Origin of the sequence: Haloterrigena salina JCM 13891 (assembly GCF_000337495.1) — an archaeon.
In the GTDB taxonomy this organism is placed as follows: domain Archaea; phylum Halobacteriota; class Halobacteria; order Halobacteriales; family Natrialbaceae; genus Haloterrigena; species Haloterrigena salina.
This window is the reverse complement of sequence record NZ_AOIS01000062.1, coordinates 1-20,965: the sequence shown is the minus strand read 5'-3', so window position 1 is coordinate 20,965 and position 20,965 is coordinate 1. Positions and strand designations below refer to the sequence as shown.

20 protein-coding genes and 3 pseudogenes are annotated in these 20,965 nt (G+C 66.3%); 17 read left to right on the top strand and 6 right to left on the bottom strand.

Annotated features, from left to right (window positions below):
* From C477_RS19390 to C477_RS24625, 5 genes and pseudogenes are all read left to right on the top strand, one after another.
* Nucleotides 1-92: pseudogene (locus C477_RS19390) on the top strand (30S ribosomal protein S27e); the annotation flags it as partial.
* Complete coding sequence (locus C477_RS19385) at nt 89-889, top strand: translation initiation factor IF-2 subunit alpha (protein ID WP_008896253.1); 801 nt, start codon at nt 89-91, stop codon at nt 887-889. The pseudogene C477_RS19390 and the gene C477_RS19385, both read left to right, overlap by 4 nt.
* Before the next feature lie 3 nt (nt 890-892).
* Entirely contained in the window at nt 893-1,072 is a 180-nt protein-coding gene (locus C477_RS19380) for an RNA-protein complex protein Nop10 (protein ID WP_008896252.1), read from the top strand.
* Between the two features lie 6 nt (nt 1,073-1,078).
* On the top strand, nt 1,079-1,855 hold the full coding sequence (locus tag C477_RS19375) for a proteasome assembly chaperone family protein (protein WP_008896251.1): 777 nt from the start codon (nt 1,079-1,081) through the stop codon (nt 1,853-1,855).
* Between the two features lie 456 nt (nt 1,856-2,311).
* Nucleotides 2,312-2,974: a hypothetical protein gene (locus C477_RS24625; RefSeq protein WP_008896249.1), complete on the top strand. Its 663-nt coding sequence runs from the start codon at nt 2,312-2,314 to the stop codon at nt 2,972-2,974.
* Between the two features lie 307 nt (nt 2,975-3,281).
* Here C477_RS24625 and C477_RS19365 read toward each other — a convergent pair whose 3' ends face one another.
* The gene (locus tag C477_RS19365) at nt 3,282-4,109 is read right to left on the bottom strand and encodes an amidohydrolase family protein (RefSeq protein WP_008896247.1); all 828 of its coding nucleotides are present in this window, start codon (nt 4,107-4,109) and stop codon (nt 3,282-3,284) included.
* Between the two features lie 297 nt (nt 4,110-4,406).
* Here C477_RS19365 and thsA point away from each other — a divergent pair, with 297 nt between their 5' ends.
* The 3 genes and pseudogenes from thsA to C477_RS19350 all read left to right on the top strand — a co-directional run bounded on the left by thsA (nt 4,407) and on the right by C477_RS19350 (nt 6,917).
* A complete protein-coding gene (gene thsA / locus C477_RS19360) occupies nt 4,407-5,951 on the top strand; it encodes a thermosome subunit alpha (RefSeq protein WP_008896246.1) in 1,545 nt (514 codons plus the stop codon).
* A 114-nt stretch (nt 5,952-6,065) separates the two neighbouring features.
* A pseudogene (locus C477_RS24980) lies at nt 6,066-6,527 on the top strand (RICIN domain-containing protein); the annotation flags it as partial.
* A gap of 21 nt (nt 6,528-6,548) precedes the next feature.
* The gene (locus C477_RS19350) at nt 6,549-6,917 is read left to right on the top strand and encodes a HalOD1 output domain-containing protein (RefSeq protein WP_008896244.1); all 369 of its coding nucleotides are present in this window, start codon (nt 6,549-6,551) and stop codon (nt 6,915-6,917) included.
* Nucleotides 6,918-6,926: 9 nt separating this feature from the next.
* Here C477_RS19350 and C477_RS19345 read toward each other — a convergent pair whose 3' ends face one another.
* Entirely contained in the window at nt 6,927-7,811 is an 885-nt protein-coding gene (locus tag C477_RS19345) for an SAM hydrolase/SAM-dependent halogenase family protein (protein ID WP_049914689.1), read from the bottom strand.
* Between the two features lie 118 nt (nt 7,812-7,929).
* The gene (locus C477_RS19340; protein WP_008896242.1) at nt 7,930-8,448 is read right to left on the bottom strand and encodes a nicotinamide-nucleotide adenylyltransferase; all 519 of its coding nucleotides are present in this window, start codon (nt 8,446-8,448) and stop codon (nt 7,930-7,932) included.
* A gap of 265 nt (nt 8,449-8,713) precedes the next feature.
* Between C477_RS19340 and lonB the strand changes: the two genes are divergently transcribed.
* The 3 genes from lonB to C477_RS19325 are packed head-to-tail and all read left to right on the top strand — an operon-like array spanning nt 8,714 to nt 12,393.
* Nucleotides 8,714-10,906, top strand: coding sequence for an ATP-dependent protease LonB (gene lonB / locus C477_RS19335; protein ID WP_008896241.1), 2,193 nt, complete (start codon nt 8,714-8,716; stop codon nt 10,904-10,906).
* A 13-nt stretch (nt 10,907-10,919) separates the two neighbouring features.
* Nucleotides 10,920-12,008 (top strand): CPBP family intramembrane glutamic endopeptidase, encoded by a 1,089-nt coding sequence (locus C477_RS19330; protein WP_008896240.1) that lies wholly within the window; start codon nt 10,920-10,922, stop codon nt 12,006-12,008.
* 25 nt (nt 12,009-12,033) lie between these two features.
* Nucleotides 12,034-12,393, top strand: coding sequence for a hypothetical protein (locus C477_RS19325; RefSeq protein WP_008896239.1), 360 nt, complete (start codon nt 12,034-12,036; stop codon nt 12,391-12,393).
* Nucleotides 12,394-12,513: 120 nt separating this feature from the next.
* Here the strand turns inward: C477_RS19325 and C477_RS19320 are convergent, their stop codons facing one another.
* Nucleotides 12,514-12,984, bottom strand: a complete 471-nt coding sequence (locus tag C477_RS19320) for an MGMT family protein (RefSeq protein ID WP_008896238.1) — start codon at nt 12,982-12,984, stop codon at nt 12,514-12,516.
* A gap of 397 nt (nt 12,985-13,381) precedes the next feature.
* On the opposite strand from C477_RS19320, the gene trpC reads away from it, so the two are divergent.
* From trpC to C477_RS19290, 6 genes are all read left to right on the top strand, one after another.
* Nucleotides 13,382-14,170, top strand: coding sequence for an indole-3-glycerol phosphate synthase (gene trpC / locus C477_RS19315; RefSeq protein ID WP_008896237.1), 789 nt, complete (start codon nt 13,382-13,384; stop codon nt 14,168-14,170).
* 31 nt (nt 14,171-14,201) lie between these two features.
* Nucleotides 14,202-15,467, top strand: coding sequence for a tryptophan synthase subunit beta (gene trpB, locus C477_RS19310; RefSeq protein ID WP_008896236.1), 1,266 nt, complete (start codon nt 14,202-14,204; stop codon nt 15,465-15,467).
* Complete coding sequence (trpA, locus tag C477_RS19305) at nt 15,464-16,327, top strand: tryptophan synthase subunit alpha (RefSeq protein ID WP_008896235.1); 864 nt, start codon at nt 15,464-15,466, stop codon at nt 16,325-16,327. The genes trpB and trpA overlap by 4 nt, the downstream gene beginning before the upstream one ends.
* A gap of 24 nt (nt 16,328-16,351) precedes the next feature.
* Nucleotides 16,352-17,149, top strand: coding sequence for a 2-amino-3,7-dideoxy-D-threo-hept-6-ulosonate synthase (locus C477_RS19300; RefSeq protein WP_008896234.1), 798 nt, complete (start codon nt 16,352-16,354; stop codon nt 17,147-17,149).
* Between the two features lie 359 nt (nt 17,150-17,508).
* On the top strand, nt 17,509-18,750 hold the full coding sequence (locus tag C477_RS19295) for an NRAMP family divalent metal transporter (protein ID WP_008896233.1): 1,242 nt from the start codon (nt 17,509-17,511) through the stop codon (nt 18,748-18,750).
* A gap of 41 nt (nt 18,751-18,791) precedes the next feature.
* Nucleotides 18,792-19,388 (top strand): poly-gamma-glutamate hydrolase family protein, encoded by a 597-nt coding sequence (locus C477_RS19290; RefSeq protein ID WP_008896232.1) that lies wholly within the window; start codon nt 18,792-18,794, stop codon nt 19,386-19,388.
* 211 nt (nt 19,389-19,599) lie between these two features.
* Here C477_RS19290 and C477_RS19285 read toward each other — a convergent pair whose 3' ends face one another.
* The gene (locus C477_RS19285) at nt 19,600-19,983 is read right to left on the bottom strand and encodes an ACT domain-containing protein (protein ID WP_008896231.1); all 384 of its coding nucleotides are present in this window, start codon (nt 19,981-19,983) and stop codon (nt 19,600-19,602) included.
* Nucleotides 19,984-20,218: 235 nt separating this feature from the next.
* Nucleotides 20,219-20,965, bottom strand: a pseudogene (locus C477_RS23175) (phosphorylase family protein); the annotation flags it as partial.

Below are 20,965 nucleotides of genomic sequence, written 5' to 3'. Positions count from 1 at the left end.
CCTGTGCCGTCTGCGGCACGACGCTCGTGCGACCGACCGGCGGCAAAGCCGGGATCGAACACGAGATCGTAGAAACAGTCGAGTCACGATGAAGTACAGCGGCTGGCCCGACCCCGGCGAACTCGTCGTCGGGAAGATCGACGAAATCGAGGACTTCGGCGTCTTCGTCGATCTCGAAGAGTACCGGGACAAGCGCGGCCTGATCCACATCTCCGAGGTCGCCTCGGGATGGATCAAGAACGTCCGCGATCACGTCCGCGAGGGCCAGATCGTCGTCTGCAAGGTCCTCGAGATCGACGAGGAATCCCAGCAGATCGATCTCTCGCTGAAAGACGTCAACGACCACCAGCGCTCGGATAAGATCCAGGAGTGGAAAAACGAGCAGAAAGCCGACAACTGGATGAGCATCGCGTTGGGCGAGGACGTCGACGACGAGAGCTACACCGCGATCGCCAACGAGCTGATCGGCGCCCACGGCAGCCTCTACGACGGCTTCAAGCAGGCCGCGATCCACGGCGAGGAGGCCCTCGAGGACACCGATCTCTCCGACGACGAGATCGAGTCGATCGTCGACACGGCTCGCGAGAACGTCTCGGTGCCGTACGTCAACGTCACCGGCTACGTCGACCTCGAGAACCCGTCGCCGAGCGGCGTCGACGGCATCCGTACTGCCCTCGAGGCCGCCGAAGGGAACGGCGAAGTGCCAGAAGAAGTCGACCTCGAGGTCAGCTACGTCGGCGCGCCCGAGTACCGCATCGAGGTGCAGGCGCCCAACTACAAGACCGCCGAGAGCCAGCTCGAGGAGAGCGCACAGCGCGCGGTCCGGGCGATCGAGTCCGAAGGCGGTTCGGGCGAATACCACCGCGAGCGTCGCACCGACGACGAGTAACGCATGAAGTCGGATATCCGGGTGTGTTCGGCGTGGCGCGACGCACACGACCGCCCGGTGTATACCCTCTCAGACTCCTGTCCCGACTGCGGCGCCGACGCGGAAAACAGCGCGCCGGCCCCGTTCGATCCGAACGATCCGTACGGCGAGTACCGACGCGCTCTTAAACGTCGCCGTCGCTGATACAGTATGGACGAACTCGAGATCGACGCAGTCGCCGAGGTCGAACTAGACGACCCCGTCCTCGTCGAGGGGCTGCCGGGTGTGGGACACGTCGGAAGCCTCGCCGTCGAGCACCTGCTCGAGGAACTCGAGGCCGACAGCACGCTCGTGCGCCGGGTCTACTCCCAGGAGTTCCCGCCGCAGGTGAGCGTCGAAGACGGCGTCGCGGACCTCACGTGCGCCGAAATTCACGCCGTCACTGTTCCAGACGGCCGCGATCTGTTACTGCTGACCGGGGATCATCAGGCCCAGACTAACGACGGTCACTACATTCTGACCGACGCCTTCCTCGACATCGCCGAAGAGTTCGGCGCGAGCGAACTCTACGCGCTGGGCGGCGTCCCGACCGGCGAACTCATCGAGGAGTACGCCGTCGTCGGCGCTGTCAGCAACGAGTCACTGCTCGAGGAGTTAGAGGACGTCGGCGTCGAGTTCCGCGAGGACGAACCCGCCGGCGGGATCGTCGGCGTCTCCGGACTCCTGCTCGGCCTCGGCGGCCGCCGCGGGTTCGACGGGGCGTGTCTGATGGGCGAGACCAGCGGCTATCTGGTCGACCCCAAAAGCGCCCGCGCGGTCCTCGAGGTCCTCGAGGAAACCCTCGGTTTCGACCTCGAGTACGAATCCTTAGACGAGCGGGCCGACGAGATGGAGGAAGTCATCGGCAAGATCCAGGAGATGGAACAACAACAGCAACAACAGCAGATGGACGTCCCGACGGACGACGACCTGCGGTACATCGGCTAAGCGCGTCGCCGACTCGAGTTCCCTTCGACGAGTTTTCCGGACTGGACGGCCGAACACGCGCCGCTGTGGTGACAGAACAGTACGCAGCACACAGCGACTACCGTCCTATCCGACCACGACCACGGCGAGGAAGCCGACGGCGATCGCCGCCGCCAGCGTGATCGCGACGGCGAGACCGACGCCGATAACCGGTGAAATAGGGCGTTCCGAACCGCGCGTCGCAGATCTCGAGGCCATCTCTTCAGTACTAGTGTCTCGAGTCCGCCGCGGCAAGAACGTCCGCATCGACTCAGCGTTCGATTCGTGGGCTGTATCCGCCGGTACTCGGTACCACTTGTGCTCGTGGATCGTCCTGTATCGGAGACGGGTACCGCAGCGGAAGGAGTCGGAACGTCGCTCAAAGGAGTCTTTCAGCTTGGAATAGCTTCGTTGTATCCGGGCGACCACGGGCAGACGATGCACCGACGAACGTACGCGATCGGTCTCGGAAGCGCACTCGCCACCGGAATCGCCGGCTGTTCGCAACTCAGCGACGACGGTCCCGACGAGGGGACGGATCCGGACGAGACCACAGATCCAGAGAACGAGACGGACGATCCGAACAACTCGCCTCAGCAACCGGCTCAAGCCACCCTTCACAATCCCTCGTTCGAGGAGGAACTGTCGGGGTGGACGGTCGGAAAAGACCTTCCGGCGACCCCCGGAGCGGAGGACGAACCGGTCGCTCATTCCGCCTCGACCACCGTCGACGACGCGTCGGACGGCGATCGGTCGCTGGAGTTGTACATCGAAGGCATCGCCGACGACGGAACGATCTGGGTCGAGCAGTCCGTCGACGTCACCGACGCCGAGACCGTGACGGTCGACGTCTACAGCCGAATGAACTCGGCGAACCGGATGTCTCAGGTAGCGTTTTTCGCCGGCGAGAAACCCGACGACGGGCTCTCGGAGGAGGACTTCAACCGCGAGAAGGACATCGAGGACCACAGCGGGTGGAAACCCTACTCGTACTCGGTCGGCGAACTCGAGGGCGACGTCACGGTCGCGGTCGGGATGAACGTCGTCTGGGAGACCGATATCACCCGTCGCTTCGACGACGTTCGGCTCGAGACGGCCTAGTGACGGGGTTCGGAACGGGACGGACCGCGGAGACGAACCCGTAGCCGACCCGCGGCGTCGGCGGCGACTTCGATCGAGCAGTCACCGTCGAGCGGACGGGGTTCGGTTCACGGTTTCGGCGTCGTCGGTCGAAACAGCGCGCAGTTCGGACACCAGATCGAGCCGTCGGCGCGTCGTTTTTGCTTCCCGTTGCAGTCGGCACACCGCTCGGCCGCGTACTCCGCCATGCGAGATCGAAGATATCTTCGTCCGTTGAGACATGAGCCTTTCGACCAAGGGACAGATAGTTGATAATAGGCGGACGCGATCAGGCGCCGCCGGCCGGCGCGAGCGCGTCGATAACGCGAGCGGCGTTCTTCGAGAAGACGCGCCACAACTTGTCCTCGGAGACGTCGAGCGTGAGGATTTCCATGACGGCGACGTCGGGGTGGCAGGCGGGCGCGCCGCTGCCGAACAGAACCCGATCGGGGTGTTCGAGCAGCGCGCGCTCGAGGGGGTCGCGGTAGCGGACGAAACTCGTCTCGAGGTAACAGCCGTCGTACTCCTCGAGCAGGTCGATCAGGTCGTGCATGAGCGACCGGTCGAGGGGGTGGCCGCCGAAGTGGGCGACGACGACGGGAAACGAGCGCTCGAGCAGGGTGGACGCGAGGGTTTCGGGGGTGGCGTCGGCGCCGCCGCGAACGATGACGGGGAGGTCGACGGCCTCGAGGGCCGCGAGGACGTCCTCGTCGGGGTAGTCGTCGACCCCGGGATCGAGGACGAAGCCGTGGAATCGGTCGTCGTAGGCGTAGCGTTCGATATCCGCCGGCGACGTGTGGTGATCGTCGCGACTCCGGACCGCGTTGCGCAGGCGCTCGGTCGCCGACGCCGTCGGCCGCTGGGAGCCGGTAATCCGCGCGAAGGCGACGAACGGACGCTCGACGCTGCGGCGGGCGACGCCGTTGTTCGGCGCGAGGTAGCCCCGGTCCGGGCGCGCGGGCGGAAAAACGATCGATTTGGTGATTCCCGTCTGGTGCATCTCCCGCTCGAGTTGGTCGGGCGTGACCGAGCGACCGTCGACGCGGGGGCCGGTATCGCCGGTGGAGAGCCGCGCGTAGACGTCGACGATGCGAAACCCGTGTTCCAGCTCGAGCATTCGTGGCGGCTCTTTCCACCGGAACCATATTTCCCTACTGGCCCGCGGAGCCGTCGGCGTCGGCGGTGGGGAGTCGCGTCTCGGACCGGCGACCGCGACTGGCCCGCCGAAACCGACACCGGAATCCGCGATTCGCGGGACGAAACCGGGGAAGCCGGGGTACATTGGGTACTATTCTCATTCGCGCAATCGCCAGAGGGAACGGTGGCGAGTGGGAAACTTTTATATAGAAGTGCTGACGACATAGGTAGTGAGGATTCAACTATGGCACAACAGCGACGCATGGGCGGACAGCCTATGTTCATTATGAGCGAGGATAGTCAGCGAACGCAGGGCCGCGACGCCCAGTCGTCGAACATCATGGCCGGCAAGGCCGTCGCCGAGTCGGTACGCACGACACTGGGTCCCCGCGGGATGGACAAGATGCTCGTCGACTCCGGCGGCGAGGTCGTCATCACCAACGACGGCGCCACGATTCTCAACGAGATGGACATCGAGCACCCCGCGGCCCAGATGATCGTCGAGGTCGCCGACTCCCAGGAAGAGGAGGTCGGCGACGGGACGACGACCGCGGCCGTGATCGCTGGCAACCTGCTCGGTGAGGCCGAGGACCTCATCGAACAGGACGTCCATGCGACGACGATCGTCGAGGGCTACCACGAGGCCAGCGAGATCGCCCTCGAGGCGATCTCGGAACAGGTCAGCGAAGAGGTCGTCGACGACGAAGTGCTCAAGCAGGTCGCCGAATCGAGCATGACCGGCAAGGGCACCGGCGGTCTCACCGCCGAATCGCTGGCCGAGACGGTCGTCGAAGCGATCCGCCACGTCGAACTCGAGGACGGCGTCGCCCGCGACAACGTCACCGTCCACACCCAGATCGGCGCCTCCTCGAACGCGACGGAGCTCGTTCCGGGTATCGTCATCGACGAGGAGCCCGCCCACGACGGCATGCCCGGCGAGGTCGAGGACGCGTCGCTCGCCGTCCTCGACGTCGAGCTCGGCGTCCGCACCGGCGAGATCGACGCGGAGTACTCGATCGACTCGATCGACCAGCTCAACAGCGCCATCGACGCCGAGGAGAGCGAGGTCCGCGGCTACGCCGAGACCGTCGCCGAGAGCGGTGCCGATGTCGTCTTCACGACCGAGGACGTCGACGACCGCGTCGCCTCCTATCTCGCCACTGAAGGCGTGCTCGTCTTCGAGGGTATCGGCGACAGCGACGCCAAGGACATCGTCTCCGCGACCGGCGCCACCCGCGTCGGCGCCCTCGACGACCTCGAGGAAGCCGACTTCGGTCAGGCCGACCGCATCAGCGCCGAGAACTACGGCGACGACGATCTCGCGTTCGTCGAGGGCGGCGCGGCGGCCGAGACGGTCACCGTCTTCGTCCGCGGCGGCACCGAACACATTGTCGACGAACTCGAGCGCGCCATCGGCGACGCGCTCGACGTCGTCGCGACCGCGCTGGCCTCCGGCGAGGTCGTTCCCGGCGCCGGCGCGACCGAGATCGCCATCGCGGACAAGATCCGCGAGGAGGCCGCCGGCATCGAGGGCCGCAAGCAGCTCGCCGTCAACGCCTTCGCCGACGCGCTGGACATCGTCCCGCGCACGCTGGCAGCCAACACCGGCCGAGATCCCATCGACGCGCTCGTCGATCTCCGCGCCGCCCACGACTCAACGGGGCGTGCCGGCCTGATCACCAGCGGCGAGGAGGTCACGATCGACGATCCGTTCGACTACGGCGTCATCGATCCGGCCGACGTCAAGCGCGAGGCCATCGAGAGCGCCACCGAGGCCGCGACGATGATCGCCCGCATCGACGACGTCATCGCCGCCGAGTAACGCCGCCGAGCCGTCGCTGAACCCCTCTTTCTTTTCGCGACCGCGTACGGACGCCGTCTCGCCGCGAGCGGTAGCTACCCGTTCGCGACGACGAGACGGCCCCGCCTCGAGGCCGTTCACAGCGGGACGGTCCTCGGCGTCGAAGTGGCCGGAACCGACGACGGCGCCGACATCGTCCAGCAGTCGTGGACCGGTGCGGACGGCCAACGGTGGTTCGCCGTCGCGCTCGCGGGCGACCGCTACGGCTTCGTCAACGCGAACAGCGGTCACGTCCTCGACGCCGAGGACTCCGGCGAGAACGTCGTTCAGTGCCACTGGACGAGCGGAGCGAACCACCGGTGGGAACTCGCCGACCGCAGTTCGGATGACTCGTCTCCCTCGGTCGGGCACTCACAGACGACGGACAGTCGAGGCGGTCTCGCCGAACGAGGACGACGGCCACGAGAACCCGCGCGAAGAGAAGGACGCACACCTTGTCATCAGGAAAGTGACGTATATCGAGGACTAACGGACGCCTCGATTGACTGCGTGATTGTCGGTTCGGATGACAGTCCGGCCAATAATGATAAATGTTAACACACAGTATCTAGAGACGTTATGTCCCGACCCGCTTGGAGGAAGAACCTGACGCCGGTCGACGACGACGGGGGGCAGACGATCTACTACGACGAGGACCGCGGGACCTACCACACCTGGTGCGACGACGGCACCGACGATCTGGCAAGCACGGCCGTAGTGATCACCGTCGCGTCGGTGCTCGAGGTCGATACGGACGACCTCGAGCGGCTCTCGGCGGCCGTCGAGCCGGACGCACTGAACTCGCTGATCGGCCATTGGCGACGGGCCGACATGGCAGACGTCGACGGAAGGATTACCTTTCCGTTCGCGACGTGTGTCGTCACGGTCCACTCGACCGGCGAGATCGTCGTCGATCCCGAGCAACGCGTCCCGTCGGTCGGCCGCTGAAACTGCAGCTCAGTTCGCGCGGTCCGTCCCGGCCGACTCGAGGACGACGCGATCGCCGACCGCGAGATCGAACGCCTCGTCGCCGCGTCCCCGATTGACGTCGAGTTCCACGTAGCCGTGGCTCCCGACGGTCGCGAGTCGCTCCCCAACCGGAACCGCGGCGAAGGTCTCGCCGACGGGAACCGGCTCGCCGTTGGCGACGATCCGATCGCAGCCGGCGAGGACGTCACCGGGAACGTTCGTGACGGCGTTGCCGAAGTCGTCGATGACCAGCACCTCGCCCGTCGCGCGGTCGTCCTCGAGGGTCGGCTCCGGAAGCGAACAGTCGACTGGATCGCCGTCGAGCGGATCGAGCCACTCGAGGTCGGCCGGCGCGTCGACGCCGGCCTCGTGGACATCGGCGGCGGCGGGCGCGAAGACGTCCCGGCCGTGGAAGGTGGCGCTGGCCGGACCCTCTCGGCCGCCTCCGTTCTCACCGGCGTCGGAGTCCGCCGAGAGCGCCGTCGCGCTCGGACCGACCGGGCCGCCGGCGGGTTCGGTCGGGTCGAGTCTCGTCTCGTCGACGACGTACGTCTCGAGGGCGGCGTCCCGACTGCCGGCGAGCCGACGGGCGGCGGGGAGCAAGACGCCGTTGTCGGGCCCGACGAGCGCGTGCTCGCCCGCGCGAACGACGATCGCGTTGCGGTCGGTGCCGACGCCGGGATCGATCACGACGAGGTGCACGGCCGGCGGAAAGTACGGTAGCACCTCGCGGAGCCAGAATGCGGCGGCGCGGACGTCCTGCCGGGGGAAATCGTGGGCGACGTCGACCAGTCTGGCGTCCGTTCGCCGACAGAGCACTCCCTTCATCGCCGCGGGGTACGGCGTCCCGAAATCAGACGCGAGCGTGATCATGTACGGCGGTAGGAGGCGGACGGTGAAAATCGACACGTCTCGGCGTCGGCCGGCCGTCTCGAGGGCTCCGGCGGCCTCGGTCACAGCCCGTTCCGCCGGGGACGGGACTCGAGGGCGGTCAGTCGCCGTTCGAATCCGAGTCGCTGATCATCTGGATCCGCTCGATGCCGCCGATTTCGTCGACGGTATCGACGACGGGTTCGGGGACCAGCGACTCCCAGTCACCGCCGGTGATCATCCGCTCACGGACCTCGCTGCCCTCCAGGACCTCCCGGTTGAACATCGGGGACTGGCGGATGTCGATATCGGCCTCGCGGAACAGTTGGATGACCAGCGGGTTGTTCGAGTAGGCGACGTCGAAGTCCGGGCTCATGCTCTGGACGTGGCTCACCCACACCGAGTTCCGTTCTAAGTCCTCGATCGGAACGGCATAGGTGACGAGGTCGTAGTCGACGAGTGACTTCGTGATCATCATGATGCGTTCGCCCGCCGTGAACGGGTTGTGCACGGTGTGTGAGTCGTCGGCGCTCCCGATCCCGAGCACGAGCTCGTCGACGTCCTCGGCGATCTGTTCGACCATGCTGAGGTGGCCGTTGTGGAAGGGCTGAAACCGGCCGATGTAGAACCCCCGGGTCATGCCGGAACCTCCTCGGGCGGCGTGCATAAGCGTGGCGAGTTTGCCGACGCGTCGTCGGGTAGGGTCGTCGCGATCGGCGGGAGTATTGTGAGCTATGCTACCATACAATCTCCGCCGAAATAGCGTTCGACGAGGACGACGCGTCGAATCGCTGAACCACCCCGTCGGCCGCTGTGGGGCCGATATTCAGCCACTGTCACCATCCTCCGCATGGAGAAAGTATATCAGTCCCAATCCCTTCGAATCAGGTACTGAACAGAGTTCTATGAGTAACGATACGAACGTTGACGACCCTCCCGAAGACGCCACCGACGCTGGACCTGACGAGGAGCAGGGCCAGCCGCGGCCCCAGGACACGGAGCCGGAGTCGGAGCGTCAGGGAGAACGGTCGCCGCTCGAGAAGGACGGTGACCAGCGCGACGACGTCGACGACGGGGACGAGTTCGACGATCCGGTCGACGAGTTCGAGCCGGACTCGAGCGAGGACGACATCGAAACCGTCGAAGATCTCGGCAGCGAAGTCGAGGTCGATCCGGGCGTCGAAATCGACGAGGATATCGCCGAGGACGATCTGCTCGGCGGTCTCAAGATCGATTCGACGGAGGAAATCGAGGTTCCCGACCGACTCGTCGACCAGGTCATCGGCCAGGACGAAGCACGCGATATCATCATCAAGGCAGCCAAGCAGCGTCGCCACGTCATGATGATCGGCTCGCCGGGGACCGGCAAGTCGATGCTGGCGAAGGCGATGAGTCAGCTGCTCCCCCAGGAGGATCTCCAGGACGTCTTAGTCTACCACAACCCGGACGATGGCAACGAGCCGAAGGTCCGAACCGTCCCGGCGGGGAAGGGCGAACAGATCATCGACGCCCACAAGGAGGAAGCCCGCAAGCGCAACCAGATGCGCTCGATCCTGATGTGGATCATCGTCGCGATCATCCTCGCGTACGCGATCCTCGTCGTCGGGAACATCCTGCTGGGCATCCTCGCGGCCGGGATCGTCTGGCTGATCTTCCGCTACACCAACCGCGGCAGCGACGCGATGGTGCCCAACATGATCGTCAACAACGGCGACAAGCGCACCGCGCCCTTCGAGGACGCGACCGGCGCCCACGCCGGCGCGCTGCTGGGCGACGTCCGTCACGACCCCTTCCAGTCCGGCGGCATGGAGACGCCGAGCCACGACCGCGTCGAACCCGGCTCGATCCACCAGGCCAACAAGGGCGTGCTGTTCGTCGACGAGATCAACACGCTCGACATCCGCACCCAGCAGAAGCTAATGACCGCGATCCAGGAGGGCGAGTTCGCCATCACGGGCCAGTCCGAGCGCTCCTCGGGCGCGATGGTCCAGACCGAGCCCGTCCCCTGTGACTTCATCATGATCGCGGCCGGCAACCTGGACGCGATGGAGAACATGCACCCCGCGCTCCGGAACCGCATCAAGGGGTACGGGTACGAGGTCTACATGGAGGACACCATCGAGGACACTCCCGAGATGCGGCGCAAGTACGCGCGCTTCATCGCTCAGGAGGTCGAACGCGACGGTCGTCTGCCTCACTTCACCGACGACGCCGTCGAGGAACTCATCCTCGAGGCCAAGCGTCGCTCGGGTCGGAAGAACCACCTCACGCTTCACTTCCGGACGCTGGGCGGGCTCGTCCGCGTCGCGGGCGACATCGCCCGCTCGGAGGATCGGGAGTTCACCACCCGCGAGGACGTCCTGCAGGCCAAGGGCCGCTCGCGCTCGATCGAGCAACAGCTCGCCGACGACTACATCGAGCGCCGCAAGGACTACGAACTCGAGGTCGCCGAGGGCGGCGTCGAGGGACGGGTCAACGGCCTCGCCGTCATGGGCGAGGACTCGGGGATCATGCTTCCGGTCATGGCCGAGATCGCGCCCGCACAGGGCGGCGGTCAGGTGATCGCCACCGGGAAGTTAAAGGAGATGGCCGAGGAGTCGGTCCAGAACGTCTCCGCGATCATCAAGAAGTTCTCCGACGTCGATCTCTCGGAGAAGGACATCCACATCCAGTTCGTCCAGGCCGGCCAACAGGGTGTCGACGGCGACTCCGCCTCCATCACGGTGGCGACCGCCGTCATTAGCGCGCTCGAGGACATCCCGGTCGACCAGACGGTCGCGATGACCGGCTCGCTGTCGGTCCGCGGCGACGTGCTCCCGGTCGGCGGGGTCACCCACAAGATCGAAGCCGCCGCGAAGGCCGGCTGTACGAAGGTCATCATCCCGAAGGCCAACGAACAGGACGTGATGATCGAAGACGAGTACGAGGAGATGATCGAGATCATCCCGTGCTCGAACATCAGCGAAGTGCTCGACGTCGCGCTGATGGGCGAACCCAAGAAGGACTCCCTGGTCGATCGCCTCAAGTCGATCACTGGCTCGGCGTTCGACGGGAGTCAGGGTACCGTCGGCAGCGGCTCCAACCCGAGCCCGCAGTAACGAGTACCGACCAATGGCTCAGTGGGCGACGTTCGCGGGCGTTACGGGCGTCGTCCTTGTTTTGCTGCTCGTTCTCTCACACCTGACACAGGGCGCGTTTTCCGACGACGATTCGACCAATAGCGGCGGCGCCGATACTGCGTCCCCGCAGTCCGCGTCCGTCTCGAGCGCTCGAGGCGACAGATCCGAGGTCGACTCGGAGAGCGATCGTCGCGATTCACACGACACGGCCGCGCCCGCCGACGACGAGGTGGGGGACGCCGACTCGAGTGGCGGTGTGGACGCGGGAACGGCGGCCGAATCGGAGTCCGATGCGACGGCCGATCGCGACGGCCGTTCTGCGGCCCCTGACCGTCCGACCACCGCGAACGATCCGACGACTGCCAAGCGAGGGGTCGAGCCACAGCAGACGGAGTCGCCGTCCGACCCCGCAAGGGTATCCGGAACCGGCGCGCGCTCCGACGGACGGCCGCAACAGGAACTCGATCCGCAGTCGCTGTCCGCGGGGGAACTCCTGGCGAACGTCGCCCTCTCACAGGGGCTGTTCGCGAGCGTCCTCCTCGGGGCGGTCCTCTACACCGGGATCCCCGTCGGCGCGCTGGGGATCGAGTTCTCGACAGCGTTCCTTCGGGAGGGGCTCGTGGTTGGAACGGCAGCCGGACTCGTCCTCTACGCGGCCAACGAGATCGGCGCCGCGGCGGCGACGCATATCGGGTTCGACCACGACGAACAGTTGCGGACGCTGCTGGCGCCGGACACGACGTGGGAGTGGGTGGTGCTGCTGGCGTTCGTCCTCCCGCTGATTGCCGGCTTCGAGGAGCTGCTGTTCCGGGCGGCGATGATCGGCGCCCTCTCGACCGGCTTCGGCGTCGATCCGTGGCTGTTGGCGGTCGTCTCCTCGATCGCGTTCGCCCTCGGCCACGGGATGCAGGGGTCGATCGGCATCCTCGTCACCGGGCTGCTCGGATTCGTCCTCGCGGCGGTCTTCGTCGTCACCGGGAGCGTTCTGGTCGTCTTCGTCGCCCACTACCTGATCAACGCCCTCGAGTTCGTCGTCCACGAGGGCCTCGAGTTCGACTGGGCCGAGACCCTCGAAAGCTAAGGGGGTGGGCTCGGTCGGTATTGGTATGGCTACGAACGGGCCCGACGAGGTTCCGGCGGCGATCTACCGCGGCATCTTCTTCGCCGTCGTCTTCTACTTCGCCCTCCTGATCTACGGGCAAGTCGCCGGCGAGCCGCTGGCGACCTACGCCGCCGAGTTCGTCTTCGCCGTGATCGCGATCGGCGTCGGCACGATCCTCTTCCTGCAACGCGAGGTGCGAGTCGCCCCGCAGGCGATCCTCGGCGCGGCCGCCTGTCTCGTCGGCGGCGGCGTCCTCCAGTTGACGTTCCTGTTCACCCGGGTGCCGTCGCTCGATCAGGCGTCCTCCTTCGCCGTCTTCGCCGGCATCGGGCTCTACATCTACGCCGTCTGGATCGTCGACTAACGAAGGGAGCGGTGACTACTGGGTATCGTGTCGACTGCCGCGGCGGAGATCGGGTCGAACCGACGGCGCGGCGAGAAACCGGTTCAGTGTCTCGAGTGTCGCCACCGAACTCGAGAGCGGCTACAGTTCCTCGAGCGAGCGCAACTTCTGTTCGACGGCCGGGGGCGCGGCGCTGGGGCCGTCGCGAACGCGATGGTCCGGAATGAGGATCGGCGCCGGATTCTGGTCCAAGGCGGTTCGAACGAGGATGACGTCGTCCTCGTCCTCGTGGTCGAGTCCGGAGGTCATCCGCGCGAGCGTGTCGACGGTGACCTGGTCGCCGTAGGGGATCTCCCGGACCGACTCGAGGACGGCTCGCTGGTCGGTCGGCACCGTTAGGGCGACCTGCACGTCGTCGAAGGTGATCTCCTCGAGTCCGTCGAGGTACTCGAAGATGCGGTCGAGCACGGGGTGGTCCGCCTCGGCGTCGTCGTCGGGTCGCTCGGGAAACGTGACGCTCAGCACGCGTCCGCTGGCGGCCCCGAGCTGGACGTGTCGATCGAGGTACGACGATTCCCGCGCGTAGATTCCGGCGTCCGTGACGTCCTCCATACGTCATCGTAAGCGATAGGGACTTGAATAATCGCCGGTCGACGCGCTCGATCGAAATACGGCTGAGCGAAACGCGACTCCGCACGACCTCATTGCAACGAAGACACGAGCGTTCTGCCACTTCTGGCAACGGTGAGCGCCACGCCCTCCCCAACCGATTGCGGTCCTCGCTCCTTCGTCACTGCGGTCCTCATCCCTCACGCGGTGTTATCGACCGGCCTCGCTACCGCTCACGGGTCACTCCGTTCCCCGTTCGCCTTCGAGGTGCTCCCGTCGGTCACACCTCGCTTTGCTCGGCCGGCCGACAGCGCGTGCCACCGCGGACGACCCGCCTGCTCGAGAACCGCGCCCCGATGGCGCAAGCCTTTTGTACATATGAGTACGTCGATGTACAACAATGGAGACTGATACGGATCTCGCACCGGCGGTCGAGTCGATCCTCGAGGCCGCCCGGGAGCGCCCCGGGGGCAACGAGGTCGTCGACGTCGACGCGCGGTCGCTGCCTGACGCCGTCGCGCGGGCCGAGGCCGACGGCCGCGTTCCGGTAATCGCCGAGGTAAAGCCGACGAGCCCCACCGCCAACGGGACTCGCGACGACGACCCCGTCGAACTGGCGGAGGCGATGGTCGCGGGCGGTGCGACGGCAATTTCGGTGCTCACCGAGCCGAGCCACTTCGGCGGGTCCGCCGAGTCGCTGGCCCGGATCCGCGAGGCCGTCGACGTTCCCGTCCTCCGGAAGGACTTCCTCCTCCGCGAGGCGCAGTTGGACGCCGTCGCGGCCGATCTCCTCTTGTTGATCGTCCGCTTCCTCGAGCCCGAGACGCTCGCGGACCTCGTGGCCGCGGCCCGCGAACGCGGCTTCCAGCCGCTCGTGGAGGTCCACGACCGGGCGGAACTCGAGACCGCCCTCGAGGCGGGCGCCGAGATTATCGGCGTCAACAACCGCGATCTGGCGCGACTCGAGGTGGACCTCGAAACCTTCGAGTCGGTCGCGCCCGAGGTTCCGGACGACGTAACGCTGATCGCCGAGAGCGGCGTGTCCTCGCCCGCGGACGTCCGACGGATGCGCGCGGCGGGCGCCGACGCCCTGCTGGTCGGCAGCGCCATCATGGACCACGGCGCGGGCGACAGCGACGTGACCGAGAACACCCGGCGATTGGTCGAGGCGGAGGACGACGAGACATGAGCGAGCACACACTCACCGACGGAGACGAGCAATGAGCACGAGCGATCCCGAACACAACCGCGAGCGCGACAGCGAGGCCACGTTCGGCGACTACGGCGGCCAGTACGTCCCCGAGGCCCTGATGCCGGCGCTGCAGGAACTCGAGGACGCCTACGAGCGCTACGTCCTCGAGAACGAGGACGGCTTCATGGACGAGTTCCGCGAGCGGATGCGCGATTTCGGCGGGCGACCGACGCCGCTCCAGCGCGCGGACCGACTCAGCGAGCGCTACGACCGCGAGATCTACCTCAAGCGCGAGGATCTGGTCCACGGCGGCGCTCACAAGCTGAACAACGCCCTCGGGCAGGTGCTGCTGGCCAAGTACATGGGCAAAGAGCGGATCATCGCCGAGACCGGCGCCGGCCAGCACGGCACGGCGACGGCGATGGCGGCGGCCCACCTCGACATGCCCTGTGAGATCTACATGGGTCGGACGGACGTCAACCGCCAGCGGCCGAACGTCTACCGGATGCGGATGAACGGCGCCGAGGTAAACCCCGTCGAGGCCGGCAGCGGGACGTTGAAGGAAGCGATCAACGAGACGTTCCGCGACTGGGCGACCACCGTCGAGACGACCCACTACGTGATCGGTAGCGTGGTCGGCCCGCACCCGTTCCCGAAACTGGTCCGGGACTTCCAGGCCGTCATCGGCCGCGAGGCCCGCGAGCAGATCCGAGAGAAGGCCGGTCACCTGCCCGACAGCGTCGTCGCCTGCGCCGGCGGGGGCTCGAACACGATGGGGACCTTCCACGAGTTCGTCTCCGACGAGGACGTGGACCTCTACGCGGTCGAGGCCGGCGGCTCGAGCCTCGAGATCGACGCCGAGGAGGGGCTCGCGCCCAACTCCGCGACGCTCTCGACGGGGACCGACGGTGTCCTCCACGGCGCGATGACAAAGCTCCTCCAGAGCGAGGAGGGCCAGATCATGGAGTCCCACAGCGTCAGCGCGGGACTGGATTACGCCGGCGTCGGCCCCGAACTCTCGTATCTCGCCGAGACGGGGCGAGTCACGCCAGTCAGCGTCGACGACGAGGCTGCGCTCAACGGCTTCCACCGGCTCTCGCGACTCGAGGGGATCATCCCGGCGCTGGAGTCGAGTCACGCGCTCGGCTACCTCGAGGAATCGCACGACGAGCTGGGCGACCTCGTCGTCGTCAACGTCTCGGGCCGCGGCGACAAGGACTTAGAGACCGTGCTCGAGGAGACCGAGAAACGCGATCTCGAGGCGGCACCGGACGTGGAGGTGTTCGACGGATGACCGACGATTCGAACGCCGCCCCAGAAAGTACCATCGAGACCGCCATCCGCGAGAACGACCCCGCGCTCATCACCTACATCACCGCGGGCGATCCCTCGCTCGAGGACACCAAGCGATACGTCGAGGCATTAGACCGCGGCGGCGCGGACCTAATCGAACTCGGCCTCCCGTTCTCGGAACCGGTCGCCGAGGGCGCGACGATCCAGGCCGCGATCAACCGGGCGCTCGACGCGGGGACGACCCCCGAAGGCTTCTTCGAGCTGGTCGACGACCTCGAGACCGAGGCGCCGCTGCTGGTGATGACCTACTACAACATGATCCTCCAGTACGGTTCGGAGCCGGATGTCCGCCCCTTCGTCGAGCGCGCGGCCGAGGCCGGCCTCTCGGGGATCATCGTCCCCGACCTCCCCGCCGAGGAGGCCGACCCACTGCGCGAGGCCTGCGACGACCACGGCCTCGATCTGGTCTTCATCGTCGCGCCGACGACCGAGGGCGAGCGCCTCGAGACGATCATGTCGCAGGTCTCGGGCTTCGCCTACGTCCAGGCCCGCCTCGGGACGACGGGCGCCCGCGCGGACGTTTCGACCGCGACTCACGAGAGCCTCGAGCGTCTCTCCGAGTACGATGTCCCCAAGGCCGTCGGCTTCGGCGTCAGCGAGGGCGATCACGCCGCCGAAATCATCGAGGCGGGCGCCGACGGCGTCATCGTCGGTAGCGCGCTGATAGACATCGTCGCCGACAGCGACGATCCGGAAGCCGACCTCGAGGCCAAAGCCGAAGAACTCAAACGCGGCGCGGTTCGGGGCGCGGAGTCTCTCACGGTCGATGCGGAAGATACACCGGAACCAGAACAGCCATAACCGCAAGATTGCTACACACTCGCAATGACTACCACAGGTATCGACGCGCGACTCGACAGAATCGGCACAGACGACTCCTACGTGATCATCCCGATGGACCACGGGATCACGATGGGGGCCGTTCAGGGACTGAAAGACATCGAAGCGACCATCGACGGCGTGACTCGGGGCGGCGCGGACGCGGTCCTCACCCAGAAGGGGATCGCCTCCCGCGTCCACGAGCACAAAAACGACAAAGGGTACATCGTCCACCTCAACGGCTCGACGACGATCGGTCCCGACGAGCAAGACAAACGGATGACCGGCACCGTCGAGGAGGCCGTCCGCGTCGGCGCCGACGCCGTCTCCTTCCACATCAACGTCGGCTCCGATCACGAACCCGACCAGATCGCCCAGCTCGCGGAGGTCACCGAGGACGCCCAGCGCCTCGGCATGCCAGTCCTCGCGATGGCCTACGCCCGCGGTCCAGGCGTCGACTCCGCGGATCCCGAGGCGCTCGGCCACGCCGTCCGCCTCGCCGAGGAACTCGGCGCCGACATCGTCAAGACGGGCTACAGCGGCGACGCCGAGAGCTTCGAACACGTCGTCGAGTCGACCCGACTCCCGGTCGTCATCGCCGGCGGCTCGAAGGGCACCGACCGCGAAACGATCGAGATGGTCCGGGGCGTTATGGACGCCGGCGGCGCCGGCATCTCGATGGGCCGCTCGGTCTTCCAGCACGAGGACCCCGAAGCCATCGCGACCGCCGTCTCCGGCGTCGTCCACGACGATCTGTCGACCGACGAAGCGCTGGACGCGGCCGGGCTGGCGCTTCAGGCCTGAACCGTACCCGTCTGCGATCGTTCTCACATCGACTCGACGACTCGAGGCGCGCGCCGTTTTCGACCGTGGCGAGTGCTGGTAGCGTAATCGACGCACATCGGGCGCTGTCATCCGCTATCCGTCGCTCCGTTCTCTCGGTGGCTCCCCGGTAGCCGGGTCGTCGTAATTCGTCTCGAGGATCGACTGTTCGGCTATCGTTGATTTCCGGGAGCTTGCAGCTTCCGCCCATTTATCCGACGGTGGACGGTGCAAGCCGAACCCACTCCCCCATCTTGCCTGTTTGGTGGGTATGGAATCACGATTCGCTGCGGTCACCCGTCACATCACGCGCGTCGACCCACGTCCGGAGGTGGTCGCCGATGGCGAGTGAAACGTACGAGGTCGGCGGCGTGCAGGCGACGGTCGCCGATCTCCTGGAAACGTACGGGCTCGGCGTGCTGTTCGCGGCGAACGTCTTCGGCGCGGGATCGGTCTACATTCTGGCCGACACCGGCGCGAACTTCGCGTTCGCGCTGCTGTGGGTGCTCCCGCTGGCCTTCCTCATCGACATCGCTCTCCACGACATGTCGGCTCGACTTGCGGTCTCCCGGGAGCCGCTGACCGACTACATCGTCGACTACCTGCCCGGCGCCAGCGGCCGCGCCCTCATCGTATCGATGGCCGCGATGAGCGCCCTCTGGTCGATCTCGAACTACGCGATCGCCGGCGCGGCGCTGGCGTGGCTCGTTCCGGGACTGGACAACGTTCTTATCGGGATCCTGCTGGCGGCCGGCGTCGGCGTCGCGCTGGTGCAGCTGCGGGTCTACGAGCGCATCGAGGGCGCGATCGCCGCGATGGTGATCGCCGTCTTCGCCTCGTACGGCCTCTTGCTGGCCGGACTCGAGATCCCCGTCGGTGAGGTCGCCGCCGGACTCGTTCCGGCGCTGGTCAGCGATATCGGCTACCTCACGGCCATCATCGCGCTGCTCGGAACGACGGTCTACTGGCCGAACTTCTTCATCCAGTCGAGCATGGGCCCGACCAAGGAGTGGACCGACGTCAACGCCTACCGGCGGGACAACGCCGCCGGGATCATGACGACGCTCACGATCGGCGCGTTCGTGATGATCGTCTCGGCGATCACGCTGACCGAGGGGACGATGACGCTCACCGGCCCCGGCGAACCGCTGGCGGCCACGCTGGGCCAGGGCGCGCTCTACGTCTTCCTGATAGCGGCGCTGTTGGCCAGCTTCAGTTCGGCGACCGGGACGCTGTTCGGCGCCGGCTACATGGTCCCGCAGGCGCTGGGCCACCACACCGTCTTCGGCGACGCGCGCTTTCGGGCGACCGTCGTCGGCCTCATCGTCTGCTCGGCGCTGGCCGCGTTCTGGCTGCTCGTCAACACCGGTCTCACCCCCGTCAGAATGGCGATCATCATGCCCGCGATCAACGGGCTGATCGCCCTGCCGGTCACCGTCCTCGGACTCATCGGCGCCGTCAACCGATACGGTGACGTCTCGAAGAAGGAGAACGTCGCCTTCGCGCTCGTCGCGCTCGTTCTGCTGGTCGGCAGCGCCCTGACGGCCGAATCGCTCGCGACGACCCTCGCCGGCTGGCTCTAGACGGGCCGGGAATTTTTTCGATCGATCGCGTACCCGACGTCGTGACTCGAGCGACGGTTCGGACCCACCGACTCGAGGAGACCGACACCGGCCACTACACCGAGTTTCTGTACGACGACGGGGAAAACGACGAGGTGCTGGTCTGTGCCGCCCACGGCGGGCAGGTCGAACCCTGGACCGCCGAGCAGGCGATCGCGTTGACGACCCGTCTCCCGTCGGCCAGCTGTTGGGCCTGTCTCGGCTACGACGATCTGCGGAACCCGTTCGAGCTGTGGCACCCGCCGTCCAGTTCCTTCTCCCCCGAGGAGTACCCGCTGCTCGACGAGATCGCCGACCGCGGGTTCGAGACGGTCGTCAGCTTCCACGGTCTCGGCGCGGATCGCGTGCTCGTCGGCGGCGGCACTGATACCGAGACGAAACGGCGCGTCAGCGATCGCCTCGAGACGGCTGTCTCGGCGCCCGTCGAGTCGGTTTCCTCGGGCCCCTACGCCGGCGTCAGTCCGAACAACTTCGTCAACTGGCTCTCGCGGGACGGCGCCGGCGGCCTGCAACTCGAGCAGAGCCGGGCCGTCCGCGACGAGGAGCGCGCGGCCGTCGTCGGCGCCCTCGAAGCGCTCCGGAGCGACGGCGTGCTCTAACTTTCGCAGGGACGAGTTACCGGATCGGAAGCGGTATCAGTAGTTGGTAACACGGATTCTTCATTCAGAGTTTGGCGTGAAAACCGCGCTCAGTACAGGGAAAGCACTGATCGGAGCTGCTACCCGTATTTCTGAACAGTGCCACGATCGACGTACGAGACGGAGAACGAGTTCGGTCTACAGGTATCGTGGATCTCACTGTCGATCGCCATCAGTCGGTGACGGTACATCCCAAATCTTCGAGTCGCAGGACAGCAGCATCAAGCTCGTCTTCCTTGACGAACACGTGATCGGTCGAGTACGTAGAGATGACGAACACCGAAACGTCTACTTCGGCAAGAGCTGACGCAACCGCCGCCAGAAAGCCAACGAGTTCAAACGGGAGGTCCATCTCGAACGTCAGTCGCTTCCACCCGGACTCGATCTCACTGGCGTCGACCGTATCGACATTGTCCTGCTCGACGACCACCGTGGTCTCCGTCTCGTCTCGAATAGTCGCAAATGCACCGGGATGATCGTGATCGGTCCGACAGACCGCATATGTGTCGTCCGATACGCTGACTGTCCCGTTCTGGAGATAATCGGTCGGATCCATACGAACGAGGACTATACAATGGCATAAAAAGTGTGTCATGAGCAACGCAACCTTTCGGCGGTACCTGGGCATCTTTCTTGGCGCCCTAGTTCACGTCCCGACCGAGCAGTCGGTCCACGAATGAAAGCGTGAGATCGACGGTGGCCGAGTGCTGCATCTGTACACAGAGTTATCGAAATCCCCGACTGTATCCCCTCCGTAGATCTGAATAAAGAAATCGCGCTACTAGCTACTGTCACACGGCGTGCTCCGCGCCGATATCGAGCGGATCCGCCGCGATCAACTCCTCGACGACCCACCCCCCGACGCGGGCGGCGTTGTCGATCGCCAGCGCGAGACTCGCCGGGTCGCCGTCGAAGCTCTCGGTGACCGACTCGCCGGGGGCCGGCCGGTCGTAGTTCGAGACGGCCCGCACGCTCAGGTAGCGATCGCGCAGGTCGAACCGCTCGAGCGCCCGCGCCGTCGCGGCGTCTTCCATCTGAGTCGTCACGTAGGGGCCGATGCCGTAGGCCTCACAGAGCTCCGCCACCTCCCGCGCGTAGCGGGGGCCGTGCCAGAACTCGTCGCCGCAGACGGTCGTGCCGCGCTCGATGGTCGGTCCCGAATCGGGGGCGTCCGGATACGTCCGCTGGTACGCTCGCGCGTCGTCGTCCGCGAGCAGGTCGATCTCGCCCGCGGCCGCGAGCGCGCGTTCGACGAGGGCACCCTCGAGCCGGTGGACGTAGTCTCGCGGCCGGTAAGCCAGCAGGTCGATCGGGCGCTCGCGTTCGTCGGTCGCTTCGCCGAGTTCGCCGTCCCCGTTCCCGTGATCCCACCGGTGTTTCCGGTCCCAGTCGACGACTGCGTCCGCGACGGCGACCGATCCCAGCGCGGCGGTCTCGGGCGACGACCCCGCGATGCCACAGGCGACGACGTAAGCCGACTCGAGATCGAGTCCCGGCGTCGCGAGCAGGGCGGTGACGGTCGTCGCCGCGTCGCTCTA

What these genes read in the sequence shown, in the direction of transcription:
- C477_RS19340 (WP_008896242.1), bottom strand. Translation starts at nt 8,448, where the DNA reads ATGACCCGGGGGTTCTACATCGGCCGGTTTCAGCCCTTCCACAACGGC.
- trpC (WP_008896237.1), top strand. Translation starts at nt 13,382, where the DNA reads ATGGAGACTGATACGGATCTCGCACCGGCGGTCGAGTCGATCCTCGAG.
- C477_RS19385 (WP_008896253.1), top strand. Translation starts at nt 89, where the DNA reads ATGAAGTACAGCGGCTGGCCCGACCCCGGCGAACTCGTCGTCGGGAAG.
- C477_RS19365 (WP_008896247.1), bottom strand. Translation starts at nt 4,109, where the DNA reads ATGCTCGAGCTGGAACACGGGTTTCGCATCGTCGACGTCTACGCGCGG.
- C477_RS19380 (WP_008896252.1), top strand. Translation starts at nt 893, where the DNA reads ATGAAGTCGGATATCCGGGTGTGTTCGGCGTGGCGCGACGCACACGAC.
- lonB (WP_008896241.1), top strand. Translation starts at nt 8,714, where the DNA reads ATGAGTAACGATACGAACGTTGACGACCCTCCCGAAGACGCCACCGAC.
- C477_RS19320 (WP_008896238.1), bottom strand. Translation starts at nt 12,984, where the DNA reads ATGGAGGACGTCACGGACGCCGGAATCTACGCGCGGGAATCGTCGTAC.
- C477_RS19350 (WP_008896244.1), top strand. Translation starts at nt 6,549, where the DNA reads ATGTCCCGACCCGCTTGGAGGAAGAACCTGACGCCGGTCGACGACGAC.
- C477_RS19325 (WP_008896239.1), top strand. Translation starts at nt 12,034, where the DNA reads ATGGCTACGAACGGGCCCGACGAGGTTCCGGCGGCGATCTACCGCGGC.
- C477_RS19375 (WP_008896251.1), top strand. Translation starts at nt 1,079, where the DNA reads ATGGACGAACTCGAGATCGACGCAGTCGCCGAGGTCGAACTAGACGAC.
- trpA (WP_008896235.1), top strand. Translation starts at nt 15,464, where the DNA reads ATGACCGACGATTCGAACGCCGCCCCAGAAAGTACCATCGAGACCGCC.
- thsA (WP_008896246.1), top strand. Translation starts at nt 4,407, where the DNA reads ATGTTCATTATGAGCGAGGATAGTCAGCGAACGCAGGGCCGCGACGCC.
- C477_RS19330 (WP_008896240.1), top strand. Translation starts at nt 10,920, where the DNA reads ATGGCTCAGTGGGCGACGTTCGCGGGCGTTACGGGCGTCGTCCTTGTT.
- C477_RS19345 (WP_049914689.1), bottom strand. Translation starts at nt 7,811, where the DNA reads ATGATCACGCTCGCGTCTGATTTCGGGACGCCGTACCCCGCGGCGATG.
- C477_RS24625 (WP_008896249.1), top strand. Translation starts at nt 2,312, where the DNA reads ATGCACCGACGAACGTACGCGATCGGTCTCGGAAGCGCACTCGCCACC.
- trpB (WP_008896236.1), top strand. Translation starts at nt 14,202, where the DNA reads ATGAGCACGAGCGATCCCGAACACAACCGCGAGCGCGACAGCGAGGCC.
- C477_RS19285 (WP_008896231.1), bottom strand. Translation starts at nt 19,983, where the DNA reads ATGGATCCGACCGATTATCTCCAGAACGGGACAGTCAGCGTATCGGAC.
- C477_RS19295 (WP_008896233.1), top strand. Translation starts at nt 17,509, where the DNA reads ATGGCGAGTGAAACGTACGAGGTCGGCGGCGTGCAGGCGACGGTCGCC.
- C477_RS19300 (WP_008896234.1), top strand. Translation starts at nt 16,352, where the DNA reads ATGACTACCACAGGTATCGACGCGCGACTCGACAGAATCGGCACAGAC.